The following is a 25,312-nucleotide window of genomic DNA, read 5'->3' as shown; positions in this document are numbered from 1 at the left end:
AAAGTGGTGATCGTCCGACTCGGTGTTCGGGTGTTGGCTGGGGCGGCGGGCTTAGGCTGGGCGCATGGTGTCTGAACGCGATGTACTCGAATTCGTACCCAAGGGTTTGTGGATCGGCTCCGGACCTGTCGAGGCCACCGGGGGTGGGACTTTCGACGTGCGCAATCCGGCCGACGGGTCGGTGATCGCGCAGGTGGCGGACGCGACCCCCGAGGACGCGATGCGGGCGTTGGACGCGGCCGTCGCGGCAGGGGACGCGTGGGCGTCGACGCCGTCGCGGGAACGGGGCGAGATCCTGCGCACGGTGTTCGAGCAGCTGACCGCGCGGGCGGAGGAATTCGCGCTGTTGATGACGCTCGAGATGGGCAAGGCGCTCGCGGAAAGCCGCAACGAGGTGCGCTACGGCGCCGAGTTCTTCCGCTGGAACAGTGAAGAGGCGGTGCGGATTCACGGGCGGTATCTGAACGCGCCGTCGGGGACGGGGCGGATCATGGTCGCCAAGCAGCCGGTGGGGCCGTGCCTGGCGATCACGCCGTGGAATTTCCCCCTCGCCATGGGCACCCGCAAGATCGGGCCCGCGCTGGCGGCAGGCTGCACGATGATCGTCAAGCCCGCCTCGGCGACGCCGCTGACCATGCTGGCGCTGGCCAAGCTCTGTAGCGAAGCCGGCCTGCCCGACGGGGTGCTGTCGGTGGTCACCACGCAGCGTTCCGGGGCTGTCACGGGCCCGCTGATCGACGATCCGCGGCTGCGCAAGCTCACCTTCACCGGCTCCACCGAAGTCGGCAAGAAACTCGTTTCCGCGTCCGCGAACCGGTTGCTGCGCACGTCCATGGAATTGGGCGGCAACGCACCGTTCGTGGTGTTCGACGATGCCGATATCGACGCCGCCGTGGCCGGTGCGATGCAGGCGAAGCTGCGCAACGGCGGCGAAGCCTGCACCGCGGCCAACCGGTTCTACGTCCAGCGTGGCGTAGTCGCCGAGTTCACCGAGAAGTTCGTCGCCGCGATGGCCGACACCGTCGTGATGGGGCCGGGCACCGATTCCGCGACCACCCTCGGCCCGCTGGTGAGCGAGGACCAGCGCGAGATCGTGAGCGACCTGGTCGATGATGCGGTTTCCGTCGGCGCGCGAGTCCTGATCGGCGGCAAGGCCCCCAGCGGTCCGGGGTGGTACTACCCGGCCACGATCCTGGCCGATGTTCCGCCGACCGCCCGCATCCTGCGCGAGGAGGTCTTCGGCCCGGTGGCTCCGATCGTCGCCTTCGATACCGAGGACGAGGGTGTCGCGGCCGCCAACGACACCGAATACGGGCTGGTCAGCTACGTCTTCACCCGAGACCTCGATCGCGCGCTTCGGATCTCGGAGGCGATGGACAGCGGCATGGTTGGCGTCAACCGTGGCGTCATCTCCGACCCCGCGGCCCCGTTCGGTGGAGTCAAGGAATCGGGCTTCGGTCGCGAGGGCGGCACCGAGGGCATCGAGGAATACCTGAACACCAAATACATCGCCCTGACCTGAGTCGGGCCAAAAATAACCGCCCCGGGGATGGTGTCGCACCCGGGGCGGCTTTTCGGAAGCGGCGAACTGGCTGGTCCGCCGCTAGGTTTGTGGTCTGGGGCTAGCGGCCGAGTCGGCCGCGGCCGAGGCGGAGCAGGAGCATGGCGAGGGTGTGGCCCTCCTGGCCGAGCTCACTGAAGCGCTCGAGCACCTTCATCTCACGGCTGTGGACCAGGCGCGTACCGCCGGAAGCCATGCGGGTGCGGCCGATGATCCGGGAAATTTCGCTGCGGCGTTTGATCGCGGCGAGGATCGTGGCATCGAGCTGATCGATCTCGAGGCGGAGCTTGTCGATCTCGGCTTCGGACTGCGGCAAGGCCGAATCGGAGCCGGTGGTCGTAGCAGGGGTGCTCATCATTCATCTCCTCGTGTCAGAACTTGGATCGGTCAAACCGAACGGCCTGTTACCCGATCTGTTCCGTCACCCTGAAACTTTCCCGATGGGCGGTACAGGATCCCCCGGGAGTACACATAAGTCGTACTCGCCGCCACGATATCGGATCGGCCTCCGATCCGGGCATGCGGAGAAGCTCTGACCATGTCGCCCAGTCTGCCACGGGGCGCTAGGTAGGCAAAACAGTTCTGTTTGTGAATTCGCTGAGAACGGTCACCAGCGCTGCCCGCGTCTACCTGGCCGCGTTCACCCGTGGTTTGCCGAGCCGCCGTCCGCTGGTCACCTCGGCGGCTGCGGTTCGCGGCTTGTCGGTGGCCGCCGGTAGCGTGGACAGACGATGGATATCACGGTCGCTCCCCACGCCTCAGCCACCGATCCCAGCGAACCAGCGCCCGCGCCGAGCGGTGGCGCGCTACCGCCTGGGGACGGTGGTGGAAGCGGTGCGTCCGCGCTGGCTCAGGCGGCGGCCAGGAACAGCGCCGAACAGTCCCAGCGCCGCCAGGAGCGCGCCGAGGAGATCGAGCGACTGCTCGACGGGCTCAACCCGCCCCAGCGTGCCGCGGTGATGCACGCGGGGTCACCGCTGCTGATCGTGGCGGGTGCAGGCTCGGGCAAGACCGCGGTGCTCACCCGTCGAATCGCGTATCTGCTCGCTGCGCGGGGTGTGCGCACCGGTGAGATCCTGGCCATCACCTTCACCAACAAGGCCGCCGCCGAGATGCGGGAACGCGTCGCCGGGCTGGTCGGTCCGCGCGCGACCAGCATGTGGGTGTCGACCTTCCATTCCAGCTGCGTGCGCATTCTGCGGATGCAGGCGGCACTGCTGCCCGGCTTGAATTCGAATTTCTCGATCTACGACGCAGATGATTCGCGTCGTTTGCTAACGATGATCAGCCGCGATTTCGAGATCGACACGAAGAAGTATTCTGCGCGGTTGCTGTCGACGGCCATTTCGAATCTGAAGAACGAACTGATCGGTCCGGAAAAGGCCGCCGCCGACGCCGAAGCCGACGACACCGAACTGCCCGCTCTGGTCGCCAGGGTCTACGCCGAGTACCAGCGGCGGTTGCGCACAGCCAACGCGATGGACTTCGACGATCTGATCGGCGAGACCGTGGCGCTGCTGCAGAACCATCCGCAGGTGGCCGAGTACTACCGGCGCCGATTCCGGCACGTGCTGGTCGACGAGTACCAGGACACCAACCACGCCCAGTACGTGCTCGTGCGTGAGTTGGTCGGGCATCACAGCGAGGCGGAAGAACAGGCGGTCGAGCCGAGCGAGTTGTGCGTGGTCGGTGACGCAGACCAGTCGATCTACGCGTTCCGTGGCGCCACGATCCGCAACATCGAGGAATTCGAACGCGACTTCCCGGATGCGGAAACCATTCTGCTGGAACAGAACTATCGCTCCACCCAGCACATTCTGTCCGCCGCCAACGCGGTGATCGCGCGCAACGAGGGCAGGCGCGAGAAGAAACTGTGGACCGATTCCGGCGAGGGTGAACTGATCACCGGCTACGTCGCCGACAACGAACACGACGAAGCCTCCTTCGTCGCCAAGGAGATCGACCGGCTCGTCGACGCGGGCGATGCCAACTACGGCGACGTGGCGGTGTTCTATCGCACCAACAACAATTCGCGTGCGCTGGAAGAGATCTTCATCCGCATGGGCCTGCCGTACAAGGTCGTCGGTGGTGTGCGGTTCTACGAGCGCAAAGAAGTGCGTGACGTGGTGGCATATTTGCGCGTGCTGGAAAATCCCGAGGACGCGGTGAGTGTGCGCCGCATTCTCAATACTCCGCGTCGTGGGATCGGCGATCGGGCGGAGGCGTGCGTGGCGGTGCACGCCGAACAGCGCGGTATCGGTTTCGCCGCGGCGCTGCGTGATGCGGCCGACGGCAAGGTCGCGTTGCTGAATACCCGCGCGCAGCGGGCTATCGCGGGGTTCCTCGATCTGCTCGACGAGATTCGGGTGGCAGGAAAGCGAGCCGACAGCGACTACCCCGATGTGGGGAACGTGGTCGAGGCGGTGCTCGACCGCACCGGGTATCGCGGCGAACTGGAAGCCTCCGACGATCCGCAAGACGGCGCCCGGCTCGACAACCTCAACGAATTGGTCAGCGTCGCACGCGAATTCAGTTCCGAGGCGTTCAACAATGCCGAGGCGGCGCGCGAGGAAGGGCTGGTACCGGAGGCGGGCGACGGTGAGCCGGAGCCGGGGTCGCTGGCGGCTTTCCTCGAGCGCGTGTCATTGGTCGCCGATACCGATCAGATCCCGGACGAGGGCACGGGTGTGGTCACCATGATGACGCTGCACACGGCCAAGGGGCTGGAATTCCCGGTGGTCTTCGTCACGGGTTGGGAAGACGGCCAGTTCCCGCACATGCGCGCGCTGGGTGATCCGAACGAGCTGGCCGAGGAACGCCGGTTGGCCTACGTGGGGATCACGCGGGCGCGTCAGCGGCTCTATCTTTCGCGCGCGGTGGTGCGGTCGGGGTGGGGGCAGCCGGTGTCCAACCCGGAATCGCGGTTCCTGCAGGAGATTCCGCAGCATCTGCTGGATTGGCGCAGGCTGGAGCCGGTGATCTCGCCGGTGCAGCGGGGGCGGCGTCGGGGTGAGGACAGCGGCTTCGATCGGGACTGGACCAGTGGGAACGGGTGGGATCAGCGACCCGGTGTACGTGGGGGATCCGGTGAGCGCAGGCCGGCGCCGGGTGGTGCGGTGAAGCGCAACAACACGGAATTGGTTCTGGCCGTGGGTGATCGGGTCACCGACGACAAGTATGGGTTGGGGCGGGTGGTCGCGGCCGATGGTGTGGGTCCGTTGGCAACGGTGACCATCGACTTCGGGTCCGCTGGAAAGATCCGGCTGATCCCGCAGTTCAGTCGGACCATTGTGAAGTTGTGAGGTGGTTGGGCAACCTAACGGTCGAGCTCCCGGACGGCACGCTGAATACGCGGAGAGGCGGAACCGAGCAGGTCCGTCAAGGCTTCGTCGAGGGTTGGGTAGCGGAAGTCGAAGCCTGCCTTGTGGAGGACTTCGGAGGTGGCGTGGCGGCCGGTGAGGCCGAGGGCCGGGTCGGTGCGCAGGGCTACCGCGCCTAGCTTCAGGATCGCCGAGGGGGTGGGGGGTGATGAGGGACGGTGCAGGATTCGGCGGAGAGTGGCCATGAGTTCGGCGTTGCGGACCGGGAATTCGGTGGCGGCGACGAGGATGCCGTCGGGGAGGGTGACGGCGGGGTCGAGGCCGAGGCAAGTTCGGACGATGGCCAACCAATCCTCGATGTGGATCCAGCTGAACCACTGATCGCCGGGGCCGACGCGGCCGCCGAGACCGGCCTTGGTGAGCTGGCCGAGGCGTTTGAGGGCGGGGGCGTCGGGGTCGAGAACGATGGAGGTGCGCAGGATCGTCCAGTGATCGGCGCGTGCGGGATCGAACGCCTGCTCCCATGGCTGGGCCACGCCGGTCATCTGCGGGAGACCGACCGGGAGGGGAGTTGTCTCGGTGCACCGGGTTTCGCCCGCGTCCGACCAGATGGCCGTGGTGCTGGCTTGCACCCAGTAGTCGACGGGGGTATCGCGCAGACCCGCCGCGGCGACGAGAGCGACGGTGGAATCGACTCGGCTGGAGCGCAATTCGGCGATATTGCGTTCGGTCGGCCTGCAGTCGACCAGCTTTCCGGCGAGGTTGATCACCGCGAGCCGACCGGGTTCGCGCAGTTCTGCCGACCAGGAGCCGATCGAGCGGCCGTCCCATTCGGTCTGGCGGAACGGGAGATCGGGGTTGCGGCGGCGGGTCAGCAGGGTGACGCGCTGTCCGCGGCAGGTCAGATCGGCGGCGATCTGGAGTCCGAGTGCGCCGGTGCCGCCCGCGATGACGACATTCAGTGCGCTGTCGACGGGCGCGAGTCCGGCCAGCCGGGCCAGCCGCGAGAAGTTCACGCGCGCATCGGTTTCGATGAAGGGGCGAACGACGGTGCGCGCCGCGGCGGCGGAGGGGCCGGTGAAGCGGAGTTCCTGGGTGATCTCGGTGCCACCGTCGCGGGGCGTCAGCCGCCAGGTGAGGTGCATGGCGCCCGCGGGTTCGGGCTGCTCGATCCCGAGCTCACGATTCGGCTCGAAGGTGGTGACAGTGAACGCTTTTGCGAACCGCCTGTGGATCCGGGCCGAGACGTTCCCGTTGGGCAGATAATCGCCGGTGGCCCCGACGGCGACCGGCGAGTGCATCCGCACCGATCGCACTCCGGGATTCCACTCCGGCCACTGCTCGAGATCCCCGAGCACCCCCCACACCAATTCCGGTGCGAGCCCGATGAACTGCGTGTACTTCGTCGTACCAGCCATACCGCAACGCTAACCCCGCCCCTGACAGAGCGGAAGCGTGCTACTGGTCACGTAGAAGCGACATCACGCCACGTCAGTCGCGCTGGGAGCCCAGACTGATGCCGCGGGTGGCCAGCCACGGGACCGGGTCGATCTTGTCGGTGCCGTTGAGCCAGACCTCGAAGTGGCAGTGCGGGCCGGTGGAGAAGCCGCGGTTGCCCATGGTGGCGATCTGGTCGCCCGCCATCACGCGCTCGCCCTGCGAGACGGTGGCGGTGTCGATGTGGCCGTAGATGGTGACGGTGCCGTCGTCGTGCAGGACGCGGACCCACATGCCGAAACCGGAGGCCGGGCCCGCTTCGATGATGGTGCCGTCGGCGACCGCGTAGATCGGGGTGCCGATCGGGCCCGCGACGTCGATGCCGAGGTGCTGGACGCCCCAGCGGGCACCGAAGCCGGAGGTGTAGTTACCCGAGGTGAACTTGGCGAACAGGGGCCGCAGCTTGGCGGATTCCTGGGCGGCGAGGTCTTCGGCGAACTTGGCGCCCTTGGCGAGGATGTCGTCGAAATGGCTCTTGTCGGCGACGCCGGTGGCGTCGAGTACCTGTGGCGACGCGCCGGTGCCAGGGTCGCCGACGTCGGCGGTGCTCATCGACTGGGCGGCGATCTCGTGGACCTGGCCCGCTGCCTCGTAGTCGATGCCGTGTGCGGGCTGGCCCGGATCGGCCATAGCCGCCTGACCGGCGGCGACAACGGCGCCCGCGGCAACGGCGATGACCGCGGCGCGGCCTTTCAGCGCGGCGGGCGGTGCGGGGACGCGGTGTGCGCCACTACGACGTTCGGCGCGGCGCGGCGCGGGCGGCTCTTGTGCGGTGGTCTCTTCGGCCGCGGGCGCCCAGTCGGTGCCGTATGTGCCGGTGTCATAGGACTCGTCCGCGGTCCATTCGTCCTCGGCCGGGGTCCATGCCGCGTCGTCGGACCATGTGTTCTGGTCGCGCCACGCATCGTCGGTCTGCGGCCATGCGGCGGCGGGGGCTCGACGTGCCTGCGGATGCGATGCGTACTCGTCGGCATACCGGTAACGGTGGCCGGAGCTGGTGCGATTTTCGACTGGAAGGGTGGAGCGGTGGTTCATCGGCCGTGCCGAATCGCCAGCTGTTCCAAGCGAGTACTGATGTACCTCAAGCTTGTCGTCCTCCTCAGTCCTGACTTGCCAGTCGTGACTTGCCAGTCGTGACCTGGTTGTGACTTCGACCGCATTGACGGTAACGAAGCGATTGCAGAGTGGCAAGCGCTGATCGAAAACCTACACCTGTGTGTGACATTCGTCACCGTAACGCAGAGGAATAACTCACCGTTTTCCGGCATCTCGGGTGAGGTCTGTCGACGACATAACGTAGTAGATGTCGGGGTGCCCCGGCTTTAGGTGGCCCGACCTGCCAAGGCGCTGGCAAACCGCGAAGAACTACTCGCCAGTAGCCTTGGCCAGCGGTTTTCCGGGGCTCCCGTTATGGGTCGTGACCTGCGCCACTTACTATGAACGTGGTCGTTTAGCCCTCCCCGTGACTAGCTACAGTCCGATCCGACCCGCTATTGACGTCGGGCCGCCAACAAAGACGTTGTCATAGCAACGCAGACGAGACGGTGAGTACATGGATCTCTTCGAATATCAGGCGAAGGAGCTCTTCGTTAAGCACGGAGTGCCTTCGTCCGAGGGTCGTGTTTGCGACACGGCTGAAGAAGCACGCGCCATTGCCGAGGAAATCGGCAAGCCCGTGATGGTCAAGGCGCAGGTCAAGGTGGGCGGCCGCGGCAAGGCTGGCGGCGTCAAGTACGCGGCCACCCCGGAAGACGCGTTCACGCACGCGCAGAACATTCTCGGCCTCGACATCAAGGGCCACATCGTCAAGAAGCTCCTGGTCGCCGAGGCCAAGGACATCGCGGAGGAGTACTACATCTCCTTCCTGCTCGACCGTTCCAACCGCACCTACCTGGCCATGTGTTCGGTCGAGGGCGGCATGGAGATCGAAGAGGTCGCGGAGAAGACTCCCGAGCGCCTCGCCAAGATCGCCGTCGACGCCGTCAAGGGTGTCGACCTGGCCTTCGCCCGTGAGATCGCGGAGAAGGGCCACCTGCCCGCCGACGTGCTCGACGCCGCGGCCGTGACCATCCAGAAGCTGTGGGAGGTCTTCATCAACGAAGACACCACCCTGGTCGAGGTCAACCCGCTGGTGCGTACCCCCACCGACGAGATCCTGGCCCTCGACGGCAAGGTCACCCTGGACGAGAACGCCGAGTACCGGCATCCCGACCACCTCGAGTTCGCCGACGTCGACGCGACCGACCCGCTCGAACTCAAGGCCAAGGAAAACGACCTCAACTACGTCAAGCTCGACGGTGAGGTCGGCATCATCGGCAACGGCGCCGGTCTGGTCATGTCGACCCTGGACGTCGTCGCCTACGCCGGTGAGAACCACGGCGGCGTGAAGCCGGCCAACTTCCTCGACATCGGCGGCGGCGCCTCGGCTGCCGTGATGGCCGCGGGTCTGGACGTCATCCTGGGCGACGCGCAGGTCAAGAGCGTGTTCGTCAACGTGTTCGGTGGCATCACCGCGTGCGACGCGGTCGCCAACGGCATCGTCGGCGCACTCGAGGTGCTCGGTGCCGCGGCCACCAAGCCGCTGGTCGTTCGCCTGGACGGCAACAACGTCGAAGAGGGTCGTCGCATCCTCGCCGAGGCCAACCACCCGCTGGTGACGCTGGCCCAGACCATGGACGAAGGCGCCGACAAGGCTGCCGAACTCGCCGCAGCCAAGTAAGGAACCGTAAACATGTCCATCTTCCTGAACAAGGACAACAAGGTCATCGTCCAGGGCATCACCGGCGGCGAGGGCACCAAGCACACCGCGCTGATGCTGAAGGCGGGCACCAACGTCGTCGGCGGCGTGAACGCGCGCAAGGCCGGGACCACGGTCAAGCACACCGATAAAGACGGCAACGAGATCGAGCTGCCCGTGTTCGCCTCCGTCGCCGAGGCGATCGAGAAGACCGGCGCCGACACCTCCATCGCGTTCGTGCCGCCCGCCTTCTCCAAGGACGCCATCATCGAGGCCATCGACGCGGAGATCCCGCTGCTCGTGGTCATCACCGAGGGCATCCCGGTGCAGGACTCCGCCTACGCGTGGGCCTACAACGTCGAAAAGGGCGAGAAGACCCGCATCATCGGCCCGAACTGCCCCGGCATCATCACCCCCGGCGAGGCGCTGGTCGGCATCACCCCGAACAACATCACCGGCAAGGGCCCGATCGGCCTGGTGTCGAAGTCGGGCACCCTGACCTACCAGATGATGTACGAGCTGCGCGATTTCGGTTTCTCGACCGCGATCGGCATCGGCGGCGACCCGGTTATCGGCACCACCCACATCGACGCCATCGAGGCGTTCGAGAAGGATCCCGAGACCAAGATCATCGTCATGATCGGCGAGATCGGTGGCGACGCCGAAGAGCGTGCGGCCGCCTACATCAAGGCCAACGTGACCAAGCCGGTCGTTGGCTACGTCGCCGGTTTCACCGCGCCCGAGGGCAAGACCATGGGCCACGCCGGCGCCATCGTCTCCAGTGGTGGCGGCACCGCGCAGGCCAAGCAGGACGCGCTCGAGGCTGCAGGCGTGAAGGTCGGCAAGACGCCGTCCGCCACCGCCGCGCTCGCTCGCGAGATCCTGGAGAAGGCGTCCATCGCTTCTGCCTGATCTTCAATCTCACACTGTCGAAGGCCGCTTTCAGGTTTAACCTGGGCGGCCTTCGTCGATTCATCCACAGGTAGTGGTTTATCCACAGCCTGCATCGGTAGGTGATGACCGGGGCCGTGGCGTGCAGTAGCGTCAGGTATCGGATCAGGCACCAGTCAGTTCGACGCGACCGATGCGCACGACTCGACAAGGAGACGACGAGACATGTCATACCCGACCGGGGGCTCCGGGTACAACGCACCCGTGACACCCGCCGCGCCCCAGGGCCCGAGTACCGGAGCCGCCGCTGCTTCGCCATCGACCGCGACCGGCTCGGAAGGCAAAGGGCTGCCGTTCATTCTGACCGCGGCCGCAGCCGGACTCGGCGTCGTCACCTTCCTCCTCGGCTTCGCACCCTATGTCGGCTTCACCGCGCTGCGTGAGACCTCGACCGGCAGCATGTTCGAGTCCAGCAACGGCGCGATCGCGACGCTCATCCTGGCCGCTGCCTTGCTGGCCGGGCTGTCGTTGCTGCCCAAGCAGAATGTCCTCGGTGTCGCCGCCGCACTCGCGGTGGCCTCGTTCCTCGGTGTCGTCGTCTCGCTGATCAGCGTGGGCGAAGGCATGGAACTGCAGTGGGGCGCGTTCGTCGTCGCCGCGTTCTCGTTCGTCGTCGCTGTGCTGCTGGTGCTGGCACTGCTGTTCGGGCTGGGGATCGTCAAGGTGCCCGCGCCGAAACCGGCTCAGCCGCAACAGCAGCCAGGCCAGTACGGCCAGTACGGTCAGCAGGGTTACGGCCAGCAGGGCTACGGCCAGACCGGCGGCCAGCAGTACGGTCAGACCGGTTACGGCCAGGCCCAGACCGGTGGCCAGTACCCGACGCAGTCGCCGTCGCCCTACGGCCAGCAGAGCCAGCCGTCGATGCCGCAGGCACAGCAGCCGTCCTACGGCCAGCCGGGTCAGCAGGCCTACGGTCAGCCGCAGCAGTCGCCGTACGGCCAGCAGTACGGTGCCCCGCAGCCGCAGCAGCAGCCCTCGCCGTATGGTTCGGCGCCGCAGGCACAGCCTCGTCCCGACGAGAGCGCGACGCAGACCTTCGGTGGGCAGCAGCAGGGCCAGCCGTTCGGTGCACCGACCTATGGTGCGCAGCCGTCGTCGCCGGGTCAGCCGCAGCCGTTCGGTGGCGAGCAGACCGCCGATCCGGCGGCCGACGCGACCACCGCGTTCCGTCCGAACGACGACAACAAGTAGAACCGCACGGCATGATCGGTCAGCGCCCGGAGGCGGTAGCGAAGTGTGACCACGCAGGGCGCCCGATCATGCCGAAATGGACACGGCTGCCGCACGGTGGTTCAGGTTCGATCGCGAGCCCACAGGTACGCCTGTGGGCTCGCGGCGCGCCTGACCCCCGGCCGCCGAGGAAGCTGCCACGCTGAATTGTCATGAGCTCCCGTAACGCCCTCGTGCGCCGGACCTCCGGGTCGCGCGGCACCGGGGAGACAGTCACGGCACCACCGTCCGGGCACGAGCCCGGTTGGTGGTCACTCTCGCCCGAGCGGGCGCGAACCCTGCTGCTGGTCGCGGCGAGGCCGACGATCACCGCCTTGGCGGCGACGGTGCTGCTCGTACTCGTGGTCATGCTCTCCACCGGCACCGATCTCACCAGTGCGCCCGCCGCGGTCGCCGCTACGTGGCTTGCCGCCCACCAGGTTCCGCTCACGGTCGGCCGGACAACGCTCGGCCTGCTCCCGCTGGTACCGACGGCCGTGCTGGTCTGGCTGGCCGCGCGCGAATGCGCGCGTGCCGTCCCGAACCGCCCGACCCCCGTCGAGCTGGGCTGGTTGACGGGTGCGGTGTTGGCCGGACCGCTGCTGATGACGGCCGTCTGTCTCGCCGTCACCGGCGACGCCGCGGGCGTCACGCCACTGGAATCGTCCGGTCCGATCGCGGCCTTCGGCTGGGTGCTCGTGCTGTATCTGGTCGCGGCCGCCGTCGGTATCGGCAGTCGGGCGTGGAGTTCGCTGTGCGCGCTGGTGCCGATCGAGATCCCGGAATGGGCGGTCCTCGGCGCCCGCGCCGCGCGTCGCACCGTGCTCCGCATGCTCGGCTGCGCCGCACTGGCCACCGTGATCTCCTTCTTCGTCCATCTGTCCCGGCTCGACGGCGCTTTCCAGCAGGCCCACAACGTCACCGATGTACTGGGGATGACGTTGTTGTCCCTGCTCTACCTGCCGAATGTGGTGATCGGCGCGGCGGGGATCCTCAGCGGTGCCGCGGTGCTGTTCGGCGCCGGGTCGGTGGGTCTGTTCGGGGTCACCGGCGGACACATGCCGGTGCTGCCCGCGCTGATTCCCGTGCCGGAGGGGCCCGCGTCCGGGTGGTGGGCGGCGCTGCTGCTGGTCCCGCTCGCTGTCGGTGTGCTCGGCGGGATCGAACTCGGCCGTACCAGCGACGATCGGCCCGGCGCGCCGTGGGCGACTCTCACCTGCGCCGCGCTGTCCACGCTGACGTTCCTGGTGCTCGCGATCCTCGGCAGCGGTCAGCTCGGCGCCGTCGGGTGGGTCGGCGTCGATCTGCTGATGCTGGTGGTGCTGATGGTCACCTGGTTCGGGTTCGGCGGCTTCGTGGGCATGGTGTTCGCCAGCCGCTTCCTCGCGCCCGCCGCGCCCGCCGCGCCGGTCGAGGTGTACGACGAATACGACGCCGACGACTACGAGGACGACGACTACTACGACGAGGACGAGTACGACTACGAGGACGCCGACGACGACGAGGACGCGGTCGAATACGACGATCCCGCAGTCGAAGTCGACGGCGAACTGGTCGAAGACTTCGATGACGATGTCGAAGTGAGCATCGCCGCACCCGGCTCGACCGACGAGCCGACCGACGACATCGTCGACGTCGAAGTGGTCGAGTCGGACCTGCCGGACGGCGACGAGACCCCCGGTCGCTAAGCTCGACCCGGCGCCTATCGCCGTCGCCGTCGCCCGATCACACGCAGGAGTAGAGCGCTGACGTCCTCGTTTGCCCCGTGGAAGCCCGCCAGAACACCGGCCACCGTCGTCGTTCTGGCCTCGGGCACCGGCTCGCTGCTCAACGCATTGCTGGCCGCCGCACGTGAGCCCGGCTACCCGGCGCAGATCGTCGCTGTCGGCGTCGACCGGGACTGCCAGGCCACCGCCCACGCCGATGCCGCGGGGGTGCCGCACTTCAAGGTCGGGCTCAAAGATTTTTCGGATCGCGAAGCCTGGAACGTCGCCCTCACCGAGGCCGTCGACGCGCACAAGCCCGATCTGGTGGTCCTCGCGGGCTTCATGAAAATCCTCGGCCCCGCGTTCATGGAACGCTTCGGCGGCCGTCTCATCAACACTCATCCCGCGCTGCTGCCGTCGTTCCCCGGCGCGCACGGGGTGCGTGACGCGCTCGCCTACGGCGTGAAGGTCACCGGCTGCACCGTGCACCTGGTCGACGCGGGCGTCGACACCGGCCCGATCCTCGCGCAGGAGACGGTCGCGGTGGAGCCCGGCGACGACGAGGACACGTTGCAGGAGCGCATCAAGGTTGTCGAGCGACGGTTACTGGCGGAGGTCATCGCCGCCGTCGCGACGCGAGGCATTGTCTCCGACGGACGAAAGGCAGAAATACCAGTGAGCGAGCACGCCGGTGAGTGAACGTAAGGCGATCCAGAGGGCGCTGGTGAGCGTCTACGACAAGACCGGGCTCATCGAGCTCGCCACCGGCCTGCACGCGGCCGGTGTGGAGCTGGTGTCGACCGGGTCGACCGCGGGCAAGATCGCCGAGGCCGGGATTCCGGTCACCAAGGTCGAGGATCTGACCGGATTCCCGGAGACCCTCGACGGCCGGGTCAAGACGCTGCACCCCCGTGTGCACGCGGGCATCCTGGCGGACACCCGTCGCGCCGAGCATGTCGATCAGCTCGTCGAGCTCGGTGTCGAGGCGTTCCAGCTGGTGGTGGTGAACCTGTATCCGTTCACCCAGACGGTGGCCAGTGGCGCGAGCGTCGACGAGTGCGTCGAGCAGATCGACATCGGCGGGCCGTCGATGGTGCGGGCCGCCGCGAAGAACCACCCGTCCGTGGGTGTGGTCGTCGACGTCACCGATTACGACGACGTGCTCGCCGCGGTGAAGTCCGGCGGGTTCACCCTCGCCGAGCGGACCGCGCTGGCCGCCAAGGCCTTCCAGCACACCGCGAGCTACGACGTGGCCGTCGCGAGCTGGATGGGTTCGGTCGCCGTGCCCGCCGTCGCCGAGGAGACCGAGCAGTTCCCCGGCTGGGTCGCCGGTTCGTGGGAGCGCGCCGCGGTGCTGCGCTACGGCGAGAACCCGCACCAGGCCGCCGCGCTGTACACCAGCAACGACGGCACGGTCGGGATCGCGCAGGCCGAGCAGTTGCACGGCAAGGAGATGTCGTACAACAACTACACCGACGGTGACGCCGCCTGGCGTGCCGCGTTCGACTTCGACGAGCCCGCGGTGGCGGTGATCAAGCACGCCAACCCGTGTGGCATCGCCGTGGCAGGCGATATCGCCGAGGCGCATCGCAAGGCACACGCCACCGACCCGGTCAGCGCCTACGGCGGCGTGATCGCGGCCAACCGTGAGGTCAGCGTCGAGATGGCCGAGCAGGTCGCCGAGATCTTCACCGAGGTGATCATCGCTCCGGGGTACGCGCCCGGTGCCGTGGAAGTGTTGCAGCGCAAGAAGAATGTGCGCGTGCTGGTGGCCGAGGCGCCGCAGCGCAAGGGTGTCGAGCTGCGTCCGATCAGCGGCGGTGCGCTGCTGCAGGACCGCGATGTCCTCGACGCCGCGGGCGACGATCCGGTCAACTGGACCCTCGCCGCGGGTGACCCGGCCGACGTCACCACCCTCGCCGACCTCGAATTCGCTTGGCGCGCATGCCGTTCGGTGAAGTCGAACGCGATCCTGCTCGCCGAGGACGGCGCCGCGGTCGGCGTCGGCATGGGGCAGGTCAACCGGGTGGACTCCTGCAAGCTCGCCGTCGAGCGCGCGGGTGAGCGCGCGAAGGGCTCGGTCGCCGCTTCCGACGCCTTCTTCCCGTTCTCGGACGGGCCGGAGATCCTGGTGGCCGCGGGCGTTCGCGCGATCGTGCAGCCGGGCGGTTCGATCCGCGACAAGGACACCATCGAGCTCTGCAAGCAAGCAGGCGTCACGCTGTACCTGACAGGCGCTCGCCACTTCGCTCACTGAGTCGACACCCGTACGGGTGCCGCGCCGAATCCTCGGTGCGGCACCCGTTTTCGGCTATCCAGCGTCGAGTACCTCGCGGGTACCCAGTGGGGAGTTCAGCGGGATCGCCAAGGTGGCGAAGACGGCGTTCATGGTGCACATCTTGTTCACCGAATCCGCTCGCGTCCCGGAGCGAAGGGCGACGGTAACCGCCTCGGGGGTTTCGGTGACGGTGGCGTCCACGGCGTAGCACTCGGGGTTGCCGGTCTGGAAGTTGACGCTGATCGCGTTGTCGCTCAGTCGATTCCAGGATGTGAAGGGGATCGGGTTCGGGTTGACGAGGGTGGGATCCGCGGTGAAGGGCAGGCCGATGCCGGGATTCGGGTCCTCGGGTCGGCTGTTGGTGTTCGACGTATCCTGTTGGGGCGCAGGCTCATCCGAGGAACCGCAGGCGGTGAGGGGTGCGATCAGCACGGCCACGGCCGCCGCCGCGGCGGTGTAGCGCGACATCGTTCTCATGCTGCCAACCCTAGACGGCACGGCTCTACTGTGAACTTTCCGCGAACCCTGCGCATAACCCCTCCATTTCCCCACTGCGGCGACTAGATTCGGCTGTGATGCGGCACTGTGGCAATCGGTCGGCATCAACTGTTGGGCTCTGCAATTGGCGATCTTCGAAAGGAACAACGTGGCCGACACGCTGCGCGTAGGCGAAGAACTGGGTCTGGGTCAGTCCCTGACCGGCGGTGCGTACACCCTGACTCTGCAGCCGGACGGCAACCTGGTGCTGAGTGAGCCCGACGGCAACGTCGTCTGGGCCGCCATGACGCATGGGCAGGACGCGCAGCGCGCGGCTCTGCAGCACGACGGCGACTTCGTCGTCTACAGCGGTGGCGGTGCGCGGATCTGGGCGACCGACACCAGTGGGAAGAACGTCGAGAAGCTGGTCGTGCAGCCCGACCGCAACGTCGTGCTCTCCGGCACCGACGGTTCGGTCGCATGGTCCACCGCCACGAACACCGACAACCCGCTGCCTGCTCCGGAGCCGGTCGCCGCCGCTCCGGTCGCCGAAGAGGTCCCGCCGCCGCCGGCCGCGCAGACCTACACGGTCGAGTCGGGCGATACCCTGTGGGCCATCTCCGAGCGCTTCTACGGTGACGGCAACCGCTACCACGAGATCGCCGCGGCCTCCGGTATCGACAACCCGGACCTCATCAACGCGGGTCAGGTACTGACCATCCCGTAATTCTGGCGGCCGGGGCCACCGGTCCCTCCGTGGTTATCGGTTTCTCGAACAAAGGTGGCCCCGAAGCTGTTGCTCCGGGGCCACTTTCGCGTTCACGGCTACTTGGTCGTGGTGAACGGCAGCAGCGCCATCTCGCGCGCGTTCTTCACCGCGACGGCGACCTGACGCTGCTGCTGCGGGGTCAGGCCGGTGACACGGCGGCTACGGATCTTGCCGCGATCGGAGATGAAGGTGCGCAGCAGGTTGACGTCTTTGTAGTCGACGTACTCGATGCCCGCGGCGATCAGCGGATTCTTCTTCGGCTTGCGGCCCTGGTCGGCGCGTGCCTTCTTGGACGGTGCTCGCTTCACTGCCATGGGATATTCCTTCTCACGAATCAGTTTGGGGAGTCTCTACCAGCTCGATTTGTGGACCCCCGGAAGTTCGCCCCGGTGGGCCATCTCGCGCACACGAACACGGGAGAGGCCGAACTTGCGGAGATAGCCGCGTGGGCGGCCGTCAGCAGCGTCCCGATTGCGCAATCGTACCGGACTGGCATTGCGTGGCTGGTTGCGCAGTTCGGCCTGTGCGGCCGCGCGCTCGGGCTCGCCGGTGCTCGGCTTGCGGATGATCTCTTTGAGCTCGGCGCGACGGGCGGCGAACCGTTCGACGATCTCGCGCCGCTGTTCGTTGCGGGCGATCTTGGATTTCTTGGCCATCAGCGCTCCTCGCGGAAATCGACGTGGCGGCGCACGACGGGGTCGTATTTGCGCAGGACCAGCCGGTCGGGGTCGTTGCGGCGATTCTTGCGGGTGACGTAGGTGAAGCCGGTGTCGGCGGTGGACTTCAGCTTGACGATCGGCCGGATATCGGTCGATTTCGAGGCCATGTTCAGCTCCTAGATCTTGTCCCCACGAGCGCGGATGCGGGCCACCACAGCCTCGATCCCGTCGCGGTCGATGGTCTTGATGCCCTTGGTGGAGACCGTCAGCGTGATGCGGCGGCCCTCGCTGGGCAGGTAGTAGGTCTTGTGCTGGATGTTGGGGTTCCAGCGTCGGTTGGTGCGCCGGTGCGAGTGCGAGACGGCTTTTCCGAAGCCGGGCTTGCGACCGGTGACCTGGCAGTGGGCCGACATGTCGACCTCCTTCCATGGTTATGACAACCATTTTCGACAACGATTATTCCGCACTGTACAGTCGCGCTGAAGTAAATGAAAATCATTGTCGAAAGGGGTATCGGGTGCTAGACCAGTCGGACCGGAGAACGCCCGTGGTGCTGCTGGCCGGCTTCTCGGGACCCGCCATGGGCGGCGTCGAACACATCGCGGAGACGTTGAGCGCGGACGCGGGCACCGTGGTGGTCCATCACGACCTCGCCGAACTCCGTGAAGGCGTGGTGCGCCGCACGGTGCGCACCGCGGGCAACGTGAGCACCACGGTGCTCGAACTCGCGCACGGGTGCGTCTCGTGCACGCTGCGCGCCGATCTGCTGCCGATGCTGTGCACGCTCGCCACGCGCGACCATGTCGAACGCATCGTGCTCGCGCTGGATCCCGGCATCGAGGCCGAGGCGCTGTGTCACGCGATCGCGAATGTCGTGGTGACCGGAGTCGCCGATCGCGTCGATGGGCCTGCCGGGCGTTCCGTGCGCATCGAGTCCGTGCTCACCTGCCTCGACGGGCAGCAGTGGCTGGCCGACGCCACCGGTGACGAGGTGCTGGCCGATCGGGGCCTGGCCTCCGCCGACGACGAGCGCACCGTGGCGCAGGTGGCGGTCGGGCAGGTCGACTTCGCCGACGCGCTGGTGGTCCTCGCCGCGGGAGTCGACGCGCTCGATCGCGAACGCCTCGGAGCGGTCCTCGACCGACTGGCGCCCGCGGCGCCGGTCGCCTGGCTCGACGGATTACCCGGCTTCGACGCGATGGAGATCGGCGCCTTGCTGACCCGCGTGCCCGCCGATTCGCGCCGAGGCCGGATCTTCGACGCGCACGCGCCGTTGCTGCGCGGGCAGCCGCCGCTGAGCACCGACTGTGGTGTCTCGATCGTCGAATTCGCCGCGCGCAGGCCGTTTCATCCCCAGCGGTTGCACGAGGCGCTCGACGTTCTGCTCGACGGCGTTGTCACCGCCCGCGGACGGGTCTGGCTGGCGACCCAGCCCGATCACGTGGTGTGGCTCGAGTCGGCGGGCGGCGGCCTGCGCGTCGGTGGGGCAGGGCGCTGGCTGGCGGCGATGAGCGCCGAGGAACAGGCCGCCGTCGACCCCGATCGACGGGCGATGGCCGCGCTGGGCTGGGACGAGCGGTTCGGCGATCGTGATGTGTCGCTGGTGATCCTGGCCCACGACGCGGACCCCGTCGAGATCCGCCATGCCCTGCACTGGGCGCTGGTCGAGGACGACGAGCTGATGCTCGTCGAGCGGGCCCCGGAAAGAGTCGCGTTGTGGGAGGACCCCTTCGGCGACTGGCACGAAGATCCCTGCGCCGACCCCACCGAGGCAACGGCTTCGGCGAGCGAGCGCACCAATCCGAGAGGAGAAACAGCATGAAAGCGGGCATCCATCCCGATTACCACCCCGTCGTGTTCGAGGACGCGAGCACCGGCAAGCAGTTCCTGACCAGGTCGACCGCGAACGGCGACCGGACGATCGAATGGGCCGATGGGAACACCTATCCGCTCATGACGGTCGACGTGACGTCGGATTCGCACCCGTTCTGGACGGGCACCGCCCGCAACCTCGACACCCAGGGCCGGGTCGAGAAGTTCGAGCGCAAGTACGGAAAGCGCTCGCGCGCAGGCGAGGAAGGCTGAGTCATGGCGGTTCCCAAGCGGAGAATGTCGCGCTCCAACACGCGAAGCAGGCGTGCGCAGTGGAAAGCGGAAGTGCCACAACTGGTCCCGGTGACGGTGGCAGGCGTGCAATACCGAGTGCCGCGCCGGATCGTCAACGCCGTACGCAAGGGCATGATCGACCCCGCCCGGCTCTGACACAGCAATGGCCTGCCAGGAATGCCTGGCAGGCCATTGTCATCTGAGGATGACTCAGCCTTCGCGTTCGGCGAGTGCCACGAGAGTTGCGGCGAGCTGGAAGAACTTGTTGTTGCCGAGGTCGGCGATGGTCTTGATCTTCAGCGCCTCGAGCAGCTGCTTGTCGTGCGCCTCGGAGAGGCCGGCCAGCGCCGACGGTGGAGCGGCGAGAATTTCAGCGAGCGTCTTGTTCTCGAATTCCTTGTCGAGGACTTTGTCGAGCACCACGTTTACGGCCATGCGAACTCCTTCGAACGAACCTTGGATGTGCCGGGCGAGACGAATGCGCCCTTCAGCGACCATAACTCGCTTGGCCCATCGTGTGGTGAGCTTCCGAGGGGTCGGCGGTTCGTTCCGCCGCCCACCTGTCCAGGGGTCTTACCTCGACACTGTTGTGCCTGTTCACAGCCTCATCGGAGGGGTGGGGCAACCGTCCCGTTAACGGTGTGATGCGCGCCACTTGGTGCGGACGCACCGAAGGGCTTGCGGAACATTTGCTGGGAATCGAATTACCAACTCCTGGTTTGTTTTTCGCCACAAGAAAATTCCCGAACCACTGATGCGGAGTCCCTCACAGGTATGTACTCTCGTGCGGGAGGGCGGGTTCTCCGAGTCAGGGGAACCCGCTCATCGCCACTTCAGGGGTGGTTTTCGCGGTAGTTCACCGCAGGTCGCGAGCGCTTCGATCAGCGGGGCGGAAGACCGGAAAGATTCCGACAAACCGGACGTTAGCTGGTTGGCCTCAGCGGGCCGGAACGGGCTGGCGCGCCTGGGCCGCGACGTCGCGCCGATCCGGGGCCACCAGCACCGCGGTGATCGGCACCGTCAGGCCGAGCGCACCGATCACGAACATCGGGAACACCAGGTCGAACAGCGGCATCCCGTCCGGTGTCCGGATACCCGGATCGATCGAGAACTTCAGTGCGGCGACGGCCGTGTAGTACACCGCGGCGACGCCGAGCGCGAACAGCACCGACACCAACACCCGCGCCGGTATCCGCCGGACCACCTGCGCCACCCACAGGGTGGCGGTGCACAGTGCCATCGACACCAGTACCGACACCCCGATGAGGCCGAGCGACTCCTCGACGGTGCCCTGCACGGCGAGCGCGTCGAGGGTGAGATAGGTCGACAGTCCGACGCTCAACCCCATCGTCAGTCCGCCGATGATCAGCCGCGGCACCTGCGTGGTCCGGCCGCTGATCAGCAATCCGGCGAGCACGCCGACCACCGCGATGGCCAGCGCCGCCGCGCCGAGCGCGACGTTGTATCGCACGGTGCTGTCGTTCACCCGCATCGCGAGCAGCGCGACCGAATTCGCCAGCCACAGCCCGACCCCGCCGAGCGAGACCGCGGCCATCGTCAGCCAGATCAGCCGGAACCGGATCGAGTACTTCGCGTGCCGGACGCAGGCGAACGACACCAGCGCCCCGAGCGCCGAAAGATCCAATGCGAGCCACGCGATACCGGTGCCGTGCGCGAAGGTTTCGGCACCGGTCGCGGCGAGCACATCAAGCACGCCTGCCCGCTCCTTCGAACTGCTGCGGCTCGAGTTGGGCAATGGCGTATTCGGTCACCGCCGCCAGTGCCTGACGGACCTCGACGGCGTTGCGCGCATCGATGTCGACGATCGGGATGCCCTCGCGCACCGAGAGCGCTTCGCGCAGTTCGGCGATGGGGAAGCGGGGGGCGTTGGGGAAGCGGTTCACCGCGATCAGGAACGGCAGTCCGCGCGCCTCGAAGAAGTCCACCGCGGCGAAACTGTCTTCGAGCCTGCGGGTATCGATCAGCACCACCGCGCCGATGGCGCCACGGATCAGGTCGTCCCACATGAACCAGAAGCGCTTCTGGCCCGGTGTGCCGAACAGGTAGAGCACCAGGTTTCCGGGCAGCACGATGCGGCCGAAGTCCATGGCTACGGTGGTGGTTTCTTTTTCCGGCGTCTCGGCGAGGTCGTCGATGCCATCGGAGAAATGGGTCACCATCGCCTCGGTACGCAGCGGCACGATCTCCGACACCGCACCGACGAAAGTCGTTTTACCGGCGCCGAATCCACCGGCTACGACGATCTTGGTCGATGCAACACGTTGTTCTGTTGCCGGCGGGCGCATGCCATCAGAGGCCACGGAGTCCACGCAAAGTCCTCTCCATCAGTGATCGGCGTTCGTCGTAGCTCGCCTGTTCGGTCAGCGTCGAATGCACTCGAAGAATCCCGCCCACTACGAGATCGCCGATCATCACCCGGACCATACCCAGTGGGCGTCCAAGGTATGCGGCAATCTCGACGACAGAGAGCCGATGTGTGGCAAGACGCACGATTTCGATCCGCAAATCGCCTGCGGACCAGTCGTTGTGCGCTGTATAAGAGACCGTCTCGACGACTGCTTCCAAGGGCAGCGCGATCGCGGGCTCTGTGCGGCCTGAGGTCAGGGCATAGGGCCTGACTCGCGTAGTCGGCCGGTGATCGGATCCGTAAGGGCTCGACATCTCACCTCAGCCGGCGGAGCGGGCGGTGGCGGTAACCGCCGAGCCCACCCGGTCGACGAGCAACGCCATCTCGTAGCCGATACGGCCGATGTCGTGGCTCTTGTTGGCGAGAACGGCCAGATGCGAACCGTTTCCGACGCTCATCACCAGCAGGTATCCACGCTGCATCTCCACGATCGACTGCATCACCTTGCCGCCGTCGAACAGGTGCGCCGCACCCATCGACAGGCTCGCCAGACCGGCGGTGACCGCAGCCAATTGCTCGGCACGGTCCGCGGGTAGATGGGGACTGGTCGCCTGGAGCAGTCCGTCGGCCGAGACGAGCACCGCGTGCGAAACGCCGGGTACGTCGCGGGTGAAGCGGGCGACCAACCAGTTCAGATTCTCGTCTGTGGGGTGCGCGTTGCTCATTCGAGGCCTCCGTCGTTGTGCTGGATCTCGGCACGGCCGCTGCGGACGCCGCTGAGATGTCGGGTCAGGTTGTTGCGAATCTCCTCCGGGTCGCGATCGCCCTCTTCCTCCGCGGGGGTGAGCCCACCGGGGACGAGCTGAGCGCCCGGCTTGCGGATCGGCAGGCCACCGCTCGTTCGCGAGGACGTGGGCGGGTGGTCCGCCTCGGCGGCGGCCGTCCAGCCCGCGTCGCCGGGGGCGCTCCACGACGCACCGTTGCCACTATCGGATTCGGCAGCGGCGGAAGCCGGTTCGACGAGCCACTCCGAGACCATCCGCTGGTAGATCGGGGTCGGTGCCGGGCCGGAAACAGGCTGCAAGCGGGTGCTCGTCGTCGGCAACGGGTCGGTGTCGATGGATCGCGACACCGGTTTCGGCTCGGGCTTCGGTTTCGGCTCGGGGTCGGGATCTGGGTCCGGCTTCGGTGGCGCGGCGGGTGCGGACGGAGCGGCGAGCTCGGCCAGCGCGCTCGCGGGGATGCGCTGCGGCAGGCCGAAGGGCAGCGAATCGGTGACCGTGGGCGGATCGGTGGGTTCCGGGAGATCGTCGGAGTCGTGATCGTGCTCGGCCCACATGCCTACCGGCGTCGCGTCGTCGTCGGGTTCGACGCCGACCGGTTCCGGTGGGGGTGCCGGTACCGCGGCCGGAATGCGTTGTGGGAGGCCGAGACTGGAGAGCGCGGAGGTGGGCGTGCCCACGCCGTTGGTCGGGACGAGTGGACTCGGACCCGACGGCGTGAATATCGCGGGCCCGGGCAGCGGGGAGGCGGGCAGGTCGAGATCGGTCACCGCGTCCAGCGAAACCAAGGGACGTGGCCCGGTCGGCATGATCGGATTCGGCCCGGTGATATCGGCCGGAGTCAGTGCGTACGGGCCGATTCCGGCGGGCATGATCGGGTTCGGCCCGGTGGGCGGGCCCGACGACACCGGCGGCGACGGCGCGACGAGCGCGCTGGGCAGATGCACGCTGGCCGTGATGCCGGGCTGTGGCGCGGCACCGCTCGTCCGGCGCAGGCTCACGGTGATGGTGTGGCGCTTGGCGAGCCTGCCGACCACGAAAAGACCCATGCGGCGGGCGGTTTCGATGGTGACCTCACCACCGGAGGCGAGCCGGTCGTTGGTCGTCCGCAGATCGTCGGCCGACATGCCGAGGCCGCGGTCGGTGATCTCGATCAGATAGCCGCTGTCGACCGCCCTGCCGACGATGACCGCCACCGACGTGCTCGGCGGGGAGTAGCGCAGCGCGTTGTCGATGAGCTCGGCGAGCAGGTGCTCGATATCGACCGCGGACTCACCGGCGACGACACCGTCGGGCACATTGCCGATCTCGACGCGCTGGTAGTCCTCCACCTGCGAGACCGCGCTCCACAGCATGTCCGACAGCGGCACCGGCGGCAGGTGACCGCGGCGCAGCACGGTGCCCGCGAGCACGAGCAGGTTGTCGCCGTTTCGGCGCATGCGAGTGGCGAGGTGGTCGAGGCGGAACAGGGTTTGCAGGCGCGAGGGGTTGTCCTCGTCGTGCTCGAGTTCCTCGATGAGCGCGAGTTGCTGCTCCACCAGCGACTGGCTGCGCCGCGACAGCGTCTCGAACATGTTGCCGATCTGCAGGCGAAGCCGGGCCTGGTCGCCTGCCAGATTCAGGGCCTGTTCGTGGATCTCGTCGACGGCACGGGCCAGCTGGCCGATCTCGTCGGTGGAATGCACACCCACCGGCGTGATCTCCGGCGTCGCGCCGCCGCTGCGGACCACGGCCAGCTCGTCGGGCAGCTTCACGTGCGCCACTTCGAGCGCGTCGCGACGCAGCCTGCGCACCGGCACCACCAGGGTGCGGGCCACGGCGAGCGCGAGCGCGAGCCCGGCCAGCAGCATGCCGAGCACCAGGGTGGTTTCGCGCAGGGCACCGGTCTGGGCCGTCGCGGTATTGCTGTCGAGGGTGTGGTCGATGTTGTCGAGCAGCGCGGAGATGGTGGAGGCGTAGGTGTCGGCGCTGACCTGCAGCGTATTGAGCACCGCCGCGTTGGTGGTCGGGTCGCCGTTGTTCTGGCTGAACACACTGATCCGGGTCTGCACCGCGTCGAGCAGCGCCGCCTGGCTGCCCGCGTGCTCGGGCAGGATCATCCCGTAGGTCTTGATCATGTTCGCTTCGGAGCCGAGTTCGACGAGCATCTTCGCCCGCGCGCTCTGGCTGCGACCCGATTCGGGCGAGACGACCAGGGTGCGTTCGCGGGTGAGCACTCGGCGGGCCTGGTGCAGTGCGGTCAGCTGCAGGAAGTAGCGCTGCACGACGAAGTCCTCGACCTGGGGGGTCTTGGACAGCGCGTTGCCGATCCGTTCGCCGATCTCGTCGGTCTGCTCACCGACCATCGCGGGGGAGCCGCCGCGCACGGTATTGCGCAGGGTGGCGCCGGTGGTGGTGGCCGCAGTGAGTTCACTGGCGACGCTGGGTTCGATGCGGGCCGAGCGCAGCGCGCTCTGCACCTCGGCGAGCGCTTGGTCGTAGTTGGTGAGCGCGGCGTCGGTCTGTGGGTCGGCGATCGCACCCCAGTTGGCTGTCGCGGCCACCGCGAGTTGTTCGGTCGCGGTGGCGAATTTGACGACGGGTCGGATGACGGTGGCCTGTTCGGTTGCCGCGCCGAGCTGCGTCATCGTCTGCAGTTCGTTGTTGATCCGCAGCACGGCGAAGGTGGTCGCGAGCATCACCGGCAGCACCAGCACCACACCGACCTTGCGCGTTACCGACCAGTTGGACAGGCTGAATTGCCAGGAGCGCGATGCAGGTTCCATCCGCGTGCGTTGCCTCTGCTTCCACGTGTGACCCCGGCCCGCGCGGGGAGGTCGCGGAGCGATGCGAGCGCAGAACCAACTGGAGGTCTTCTTTTACCGCAGGAAAGATACCGTGCTGAGTGGGCAA

At 67.3% G+C, this 25,312-nt stretch carries 26 protein-coding genes; 12 read left to right on the top strand and 14 right to left on the bottom strand.

Annotation, left to right across the window (positions count from 1 at the left end):
* The first annotated feature begins 64 nt into the window (after window positions 1-64).
* Window positions 65-1,522 carry an NAD-dependent succinate-semialdehyde dehydrogenase gene (locus IBJ82_RS16300; RefSeq protein WP_194826737.1) on the top strand — a complete coding sequence of 486 codons (1,458 nt, stop codon included), beginning with the start codon at window positions 65-67 and terminating at the stop codon, window positions 1,520-1,522.
* A gap of 100 nt (window positions 1,523-1,622) precedes the next feature.
* On the opposite strand, the gene IBJ82_RS16295 is transcribed toward IBJ82_RS16300, so the two are convergent.
* Window positions 1,623-1,916 carry a chorismate mutase gene (locus IBJ82_RS16295; RefSeq protein ID WP_056816138.1) on the bottom strand — a complete coding sequence of 98 codons (294 nt, stop codon included), beginning with the start codon at window positions 1,914-1,916 and terminating at the stop codon, window positions 1,623-1,625.
* A gap of 604 nt (window positions 1,917-2,520) precedes the next feature.
* Between IBJ82_RS16295 and IBJ82_RS16290 the strand changes: the two genes are divergently transcribed.
* Window positions 2,521-4,863, top strand: coding sequence for a UvrD-helicase domain-containing protein (locus IBJ82_RS16290; protein WP_370585367.1), 2,343 nt, complete (start codon window positions 2,521-2,523; stop codon window positions 4,861-4,863).
* 14 nt (window positions 4,864-4,877) lie between these two features.
* Here the strand turns inward: IBJ82_RS16290 and IBJ82_RS16285 are convergent, their stop codons facing one another.
* Both IBJ82_RS16285 and IBJ82_RS16280 read right to left on the bottom strand, forming a co-directional pair.
* Window positions 4,878-6,299 carry a DUF1731 domain-containing protein gene (locus IBJ82_RS16285; RefSeq protein WP_194826735.1) on the bottom strand — a complete coding sequence of 474 codons (1,422 nt, stop codon included), beginning with the start codon at window positions 6,297-6,299 and terminating at the stop codon, window positions 4,878-4,880.
* A gap of 73 nt (window positions 6,300-6,372) precedes the next feature.
* Window positions 6,373-7,413: a M23 family metallopeptidase gene (locus IBJ82_RS16280; RefSeq protein ID WP_194826734.1), complete on the bottom strand. Its 1,041-nt coding sequence runs from the start codon at window positions 7,411-7,413 to the stop codon at window positions 6,373-6,375.
* Window positions 7,414-7,930: 517 nt separating this feature from the next.
* Here IBJ82_RS16280 and sucC point away from each other — a divergent pair.
* The 6 genes from sucC to purH all read left to right on the top strand — a co-directional run bounded on the left by sucC (window position 7,931) and on the right by purH (window position 15,238).
* Window positions 7,931-9,097, top strand: a complete 1,167-nt coding sequence (gene sucC, locus IBJ82_RS16275; RefSeq protein ID WP_194826733.1) for an ADP-forming succinate--CoA ligase subunit beta — start codon at window positions 7,931-7,933, stop codon at window positions 9,095-9,097.
* Between the two features lie 12 nt (window positions 9,098-9,109).
* Window positions 9,110-10,027, top strand: a complete 918-nt coding sequence (sucD, locus tag IBJ82_RS16270; protein WP_056814017.1) for a succinate--CoA ligase subunit alpha — start codon at window positions 9,110-9,112, stop codon at window positions 10,025-10,027.
* 204 nt (window positions 10,028-10,231) lie between these two features.
* Window positions 10,232-11,257, top strand: coding sequence for a DUF5336 domain-containing protein (locus IBJ82_RS16265; protein ID WP_194826732.1), 1,026 nt, complete (start codon window positions 10,232-10,234; stop codon window positions 11,255-11,257).
* A gap of 191 nt (window positions 11,258-11,448) precedes the next feature.
* Window positions 11,449-12,963, top strand: coding sequence for a DUF6350 family protein (locus IBJ82_RS16260; protein ID WP_194826731.1), 1,515 nt, complete (start codon window positions 11,449-11,451; stop codon window positions 12,961-12,963).
* A 36-nt stretch (window positions 12,964-12,999) separates the two neighbouring features.
* The gene (gene purN, locus IBJ82_RS16255) at window positions 13,000-13,680 is read left to right on the top strand and encodes a phosphoribosylglycinamide formyltransferase (RefSeq protein ID WP_194827184.1); all 681 of its coding nucleotides are present in this window, start codon (window positions 13,000-13,002) and stop codon (window positions 13,678-13,680) included.
* A complete protein-coding gene (gene purH, locus IBJ82_RS16250) occupies window positions 13,673-15,238 on the top strand; it encodes a bifunctional phosphoribosylaminoimidazolecarboxamide formyltransferase/IMP cyclohydrolase (RefSeq protein WP_062986985.1) in 1,566 nt (521 codons plus the stop codon). Before purN ends, purH begins: the two co-directional genes overlap by 8 nt.
* Window positions 15,239-15,292: 54 nt before the next feature.
* Here the strand turns inward: purH and IBJ82_RS16245 are convergent, their stop codons facing one another.
* Complete coding sequence (locus tag IBJ82_RS16245; RefSeq protein WP_228537150.1) at window positions 15,293-15,736, bottom strand: hypothetical protein; 444 nt, start codon at window positions 15,734-15,736, stop codon at window positions 15,293-15,295.
* A gap of 169 nt (window positions 15,737-15,905) precedes the next feature.
* On the opposite strand from IBJ82_RS16245, the gene IBJ82_RS16240 reads away from it, so the two are divergent.
* On the top strand, window positions 15,906-16,463 hold the full coding sequence (locus tag IBJ82_RS16240; protein ID WP_194826730.1) for a LysM peptidoglycan-binding domain-containing protein: 558 nt from the start codon (window positions 15,906-15,908) through the stop codon (window positions 16,461-16,463).
* Window positions 16,464-16,561: 98 nt separating this feature from the next.
* Here IBJ82_RS16240 and rpsR read toward each other — a convergent pair whose 3' ends face one another.
* The 4 genes from rpsR to rpmB are packed head-to-tail and all read right to left on the bottom strand — an operon-like array spanning window position 16,562 to window position 17,577.
* Complete coding sequence (gene rpsR, locus IBJ82_RS16235; RefSeq protein ID WP_067449582.1) at window positions 16,562-16,819, bottom strand: 30S ribosomal protein S18; 258 nt, start codon at window positions 16,817-16,819, stop codon at window positions 16,562-16,564.
* A 36-nt stretch (window positions 16,820-16,855) separates the two neighbouring features.
* A complete protein-coding gene (gene rpsN / locus IBJ82_RS16230) occupies window positions 16,856-17,161 on the bottom strand; it encodes a 30S ribosomal protein S14 (RefSeq protein WP_056813996.1) in 306 nt (101 codons plus the stop codon).
* Window positions 17,161-17,331, bottom strand: a complete 171-nt coding sequence (rpmG, locus tag IBJ82_RS16225; RefSeq protein ID WP_056813994.1) for a 50S ribosomal protein L33 — start codon at window positions 17,329-17,331, stop codon at window positions 17,161-17,163. The genes rpsN and rpmG overlap by 1 nt, the downstream gene beginning before the upstream one ends.
* 9 nt (window positions 17,332-17,340) lie before the next feature.
* A complete protein-coding gene (gene rpmB, locus IBJ82_RS16220) occupies window positions 17,341-17,577 on the bottom strand; it encodes a 50S ribosomal protein L28 (RefSeq protein ID WP_194826729.1) in 237 nt (78 codons plus the stop codon).
* 104 nt (window positions 17,578-17,681) lie between these two features.
* On the opposite strand from rpmB, the gene mrf reads away from it, so the two are divergent.
* Genes mrf through rpmF form a run of 3 tightly spaced genes read left to right on the top strand, consistent with a single transcriptional unit; the run spans window position 17,682 to window position 19,426 of the window.
* The gene (mrf, locus tag IBJ82_RS16215; protein ID WP_370585336.1) at window positions 17,682-18,986 is read left to right on the top strand and encodes a ribosome hibernation factor-recruiting GTPase MRF; all 1,305 of its coding nucleotides are present in this window, start codon (window positions 17,682-17,684) and stop codon (window positions 18,984-18,986) included.
* A complete protein-coding gene (locus tag IBJ82_RS16210; protein ID WP_194826727.1) occupies window positions 18,983-19,249 on the top strand; it encodes a type B 50S ribosomal protein L31 in 267 nt (88 codons plus the stop codon). The genes mrf and IBJ82_RS16210 overlap by 4 nt, the downstream gene beginning before the upstream one ends.
* Window positions 19,250-19,252: 3 nt before the next feature.
* On the top strand, window positions 19,253-19,426 hold the full coding sequence (rpmF, locus tag IBJ82_RS16205; RefSeq protein WP_194826726.1) for a 50S ribosomal protein L32: 174 nt from the start codon (window positions 19,253-19,255) through the stop codon (window positions 19,424-19,426).
* A gap of 54 nt (window positions 19,427-19,480) precedes the next feature.
* Here the strand turns inward: rpmF and IBJ82_RS16200 are convergent, their stop codons facing one another.
* The 6 genes from IBJ82_RS16200 to IBJ82_RS16175 all read right to left on the bottom strand — a co-directional run bounded on the left by IBJ82_RS16200 (window position 19,481) and on the right by IBJ82_RS16175 (window position 25,185).
* Complete coding sequence (locus IBJ82_RS16200; RefSeq protein ID WP_194826725.1) at window positions 19,481-19,705, bottom strand: hypothetical protein; 225 nt, start codon at window positions 19,703-19,705, stop codon at window positions 19,481-19,483.
* Window positions 19,706-20,207: 502 nt separating this feature from the next.
* Window positions 20,208-20,984 (bottom strand): MHYT domain-containing protein, encoded by a 777-nt coding sequence (locus IBJ82_RS16195; RefSeq protein ID WP_194826724.1) that lies wholly within the window; start codon window positions 20,982-20,984, stop codon window positions 20,208-20,210.
* The gene (locus tag IBJ82_RS16190) at window positions 20,977-21,576 is read right to left on the bottom strand and encodes an ATP/GTP-binding protein (RefSeq protein ID WP_056813977.1); all 600 of its coding nucleotides are present in this window, start codon (window positions 21,574-21,576) and stop codon (window positions 20,977-20,979) included. Before IBJ82_RS16190 ends, IBJ82_RS16195 begins: the two co-directional genes overlap by 8 nt.
* 4 nt (window positions 21,577-21,580) lie before the next feature.
* Window positions 21,581-21,856 (bottom strand): DUF742 domain-containing protein, encoded by a 276-nt coding sequence (locus IBJ82_RS16185; RefSeq protein WP_370585335.1) that lies wholly within the window; start codon window positions 21,854-21,856, stop codon window positions 21,581-21,583.
* 102 nt (window positions 21,857-21,958) lie between these two features.
* On the bottom strand, window positions 21,959-22,363 hold the full coding sequence (locus IBJ82_RS16180) for a roadblock/LC7 domain-containing protein (protein WP_056813970.1): 405 nt from the start codon (window positions 22,361-22,363) through the stop codon (window positions 21,959-21,961).
* Window positions 22,360-25,185: an ATP-binding protein gene (locus tag IBJ82_RS16175; protein WP_194826723.1), complete on the bottom strand. Its 2,826-nt coding sequence runs from the start codon at window positions 25,183-25,185 to the stop codon at window positions 22,360-22,362. The genes IBJ82_RS16180 and IBJ82_RS16175 overlap by 4 nt, the downstream gene beginning before the upstream one ends.
* Between the last annotated feature and the right edge of the window lie 127 nt (window positions 25,186-25,312).

Source organism: Nocardia sp. XZ_19_231 (assembly GCF_015355705.1).
GTDB classification, from domain to species: Bacteria; Actinomycetota; Actinomycetes; order Mycobacteriales; family Mycobacteriaceae; genus Nocardia; species Nocardia salmonicida.
This window is presented reverse-complemented; position numbering and strand designations above follow the sequence as displayed.

Coding starts and splice junctions, on each gene's coding strand:
- IBJ82_RS16300 (WP_194826737.1), top strand. CDS start 65: ATGGTGTCTGAACGCGATGTACTCGAATTCGTACCCAAGGGTTTGTGG.
- IBJ82_RS16295 (WP_056816138.1), bottom strand. CDS start 1,916: ATGAGCACCCCTGCTACGACCACCGGCTCCGATTCGGCCTTGCCGCAG.
- IBJ82_RS16290 (WP_370585367.1), top strand. CDS start 2,521: ATGCACGCGGGGTCACCGCTGCTGATCGTGGCGGGTGCAGGCTCGGGC.
- IBJ82_RS16285 (WP_194826735.1), bottom strand. CDS start 6,299: ATGGCTGGTACGACGAAGTACACGCAGTTCATCGGGCTCGCACCGGAA.
- IBJ82_RS16280 (WP_194826734.1), bottom strand. CDS start 7,413: ATGAACCACCGCTCCACCCTTCCAGTCGAAAATCGCACCAGCTCCGGC.
- sucC (WP_194826733.1), top strand. CDS start 7,931: ATGGATCTCTTCGAATATCAGGCGAAGGAGCTCTTCGTTAAGCACGGA.
- sucD (WP_056814017.1), top strand. CDS start 9,110: ATGTCCATCTTCCTGAACAAGGACAACAAGGTCATCGTCCAGGGCATC.
- IBJ82_RS16265 (WP_194826732.1), top strand. CDS start 10,232: ATGTCATACCCGACCGGGGGCTCCGGGTACAACGCACCCGTGACACCC.
- IBJ82_RS16260 (WP_194826731.1), top strand. CDS start 11,449: ATGAGCTCCCGTAACGCCCTCGTGCGCCGGACCTCCGGGTCGCGCGGC.
- IBJ82_RS16245 (WP_228537150.1), bottom strand. CDS start 15,736: ATGAGAACGATGTCGCGCTACACCGCCGCGGCGGCGGCCGTGGCCGTG.
- rpsR (WP_067449582.1), bottom strand. CDS start 16,819: ATGGCAGTGAAGCGAGCACCGTCCAAGAAGGCACGCGCCGACCAGGGC.
- rpsN (WP_056813996.1), bottom strand. CDS start 17,161: ATGGCCAAGAAATCCAAGATCGCCCGCAACGAACAGCGGCGCGAGATC.
- rpmG (WP_056813994.1), bottom strand. CDS start 17,331: ATGGCCTCGAAATCGACCGATATCCGGCCGATCGTCAAGCTGAAGTCC.
- rpmB (WP_194826729.1), bottom strand. CDS start 17,577: ATGTCGGCCCACTGCCAGGTCACCGGTCGCAAGCCCGGCTTCGGAAAA.
- IBJ82_RS16210 (WP_194826727.1), top strand. CDS start 18,983: ATGAAAGCGGGCATCCATCCCGATTACCACCCCGTCGTGTTCGAGGAC.
- rpmF (WP_194826726.1), top strand. CDS start 19,253: ATGGCGGTTCCCAAGCGGAGAATGTCGCGCTCCAACACGCGAAGCAGG.
- IBJ82_RS16200 (WP_194826725.1), bottom strand. CDS start 19,705: ATGGCCGTAAACGTGGTGCTCGACAAAGTCCTCGACAAGGAATTCGAG.
- IBJ82_RS16190 (WP_056813977.1), bottom strand. CDS start 21,576: ATGCGCCCGCCGGCAACAGAACAACGTGTTGCATCGACCAAGATCGTC.
- IBJ82_RS16180 (WP_056813970.1), bottom strand. CDS start 22,363: ATGAGCAACGCGCACCCCACAGACGAGAATCTGAACTGGTTGGTCGCC.
- IBJ82_RS16175 (WP_194826723.1), bottom strand. CDS start 25,185: ATGGAACCTGCATCGCGCTCCTGGCAATTCAGCCTGTCCAACTGGTCG.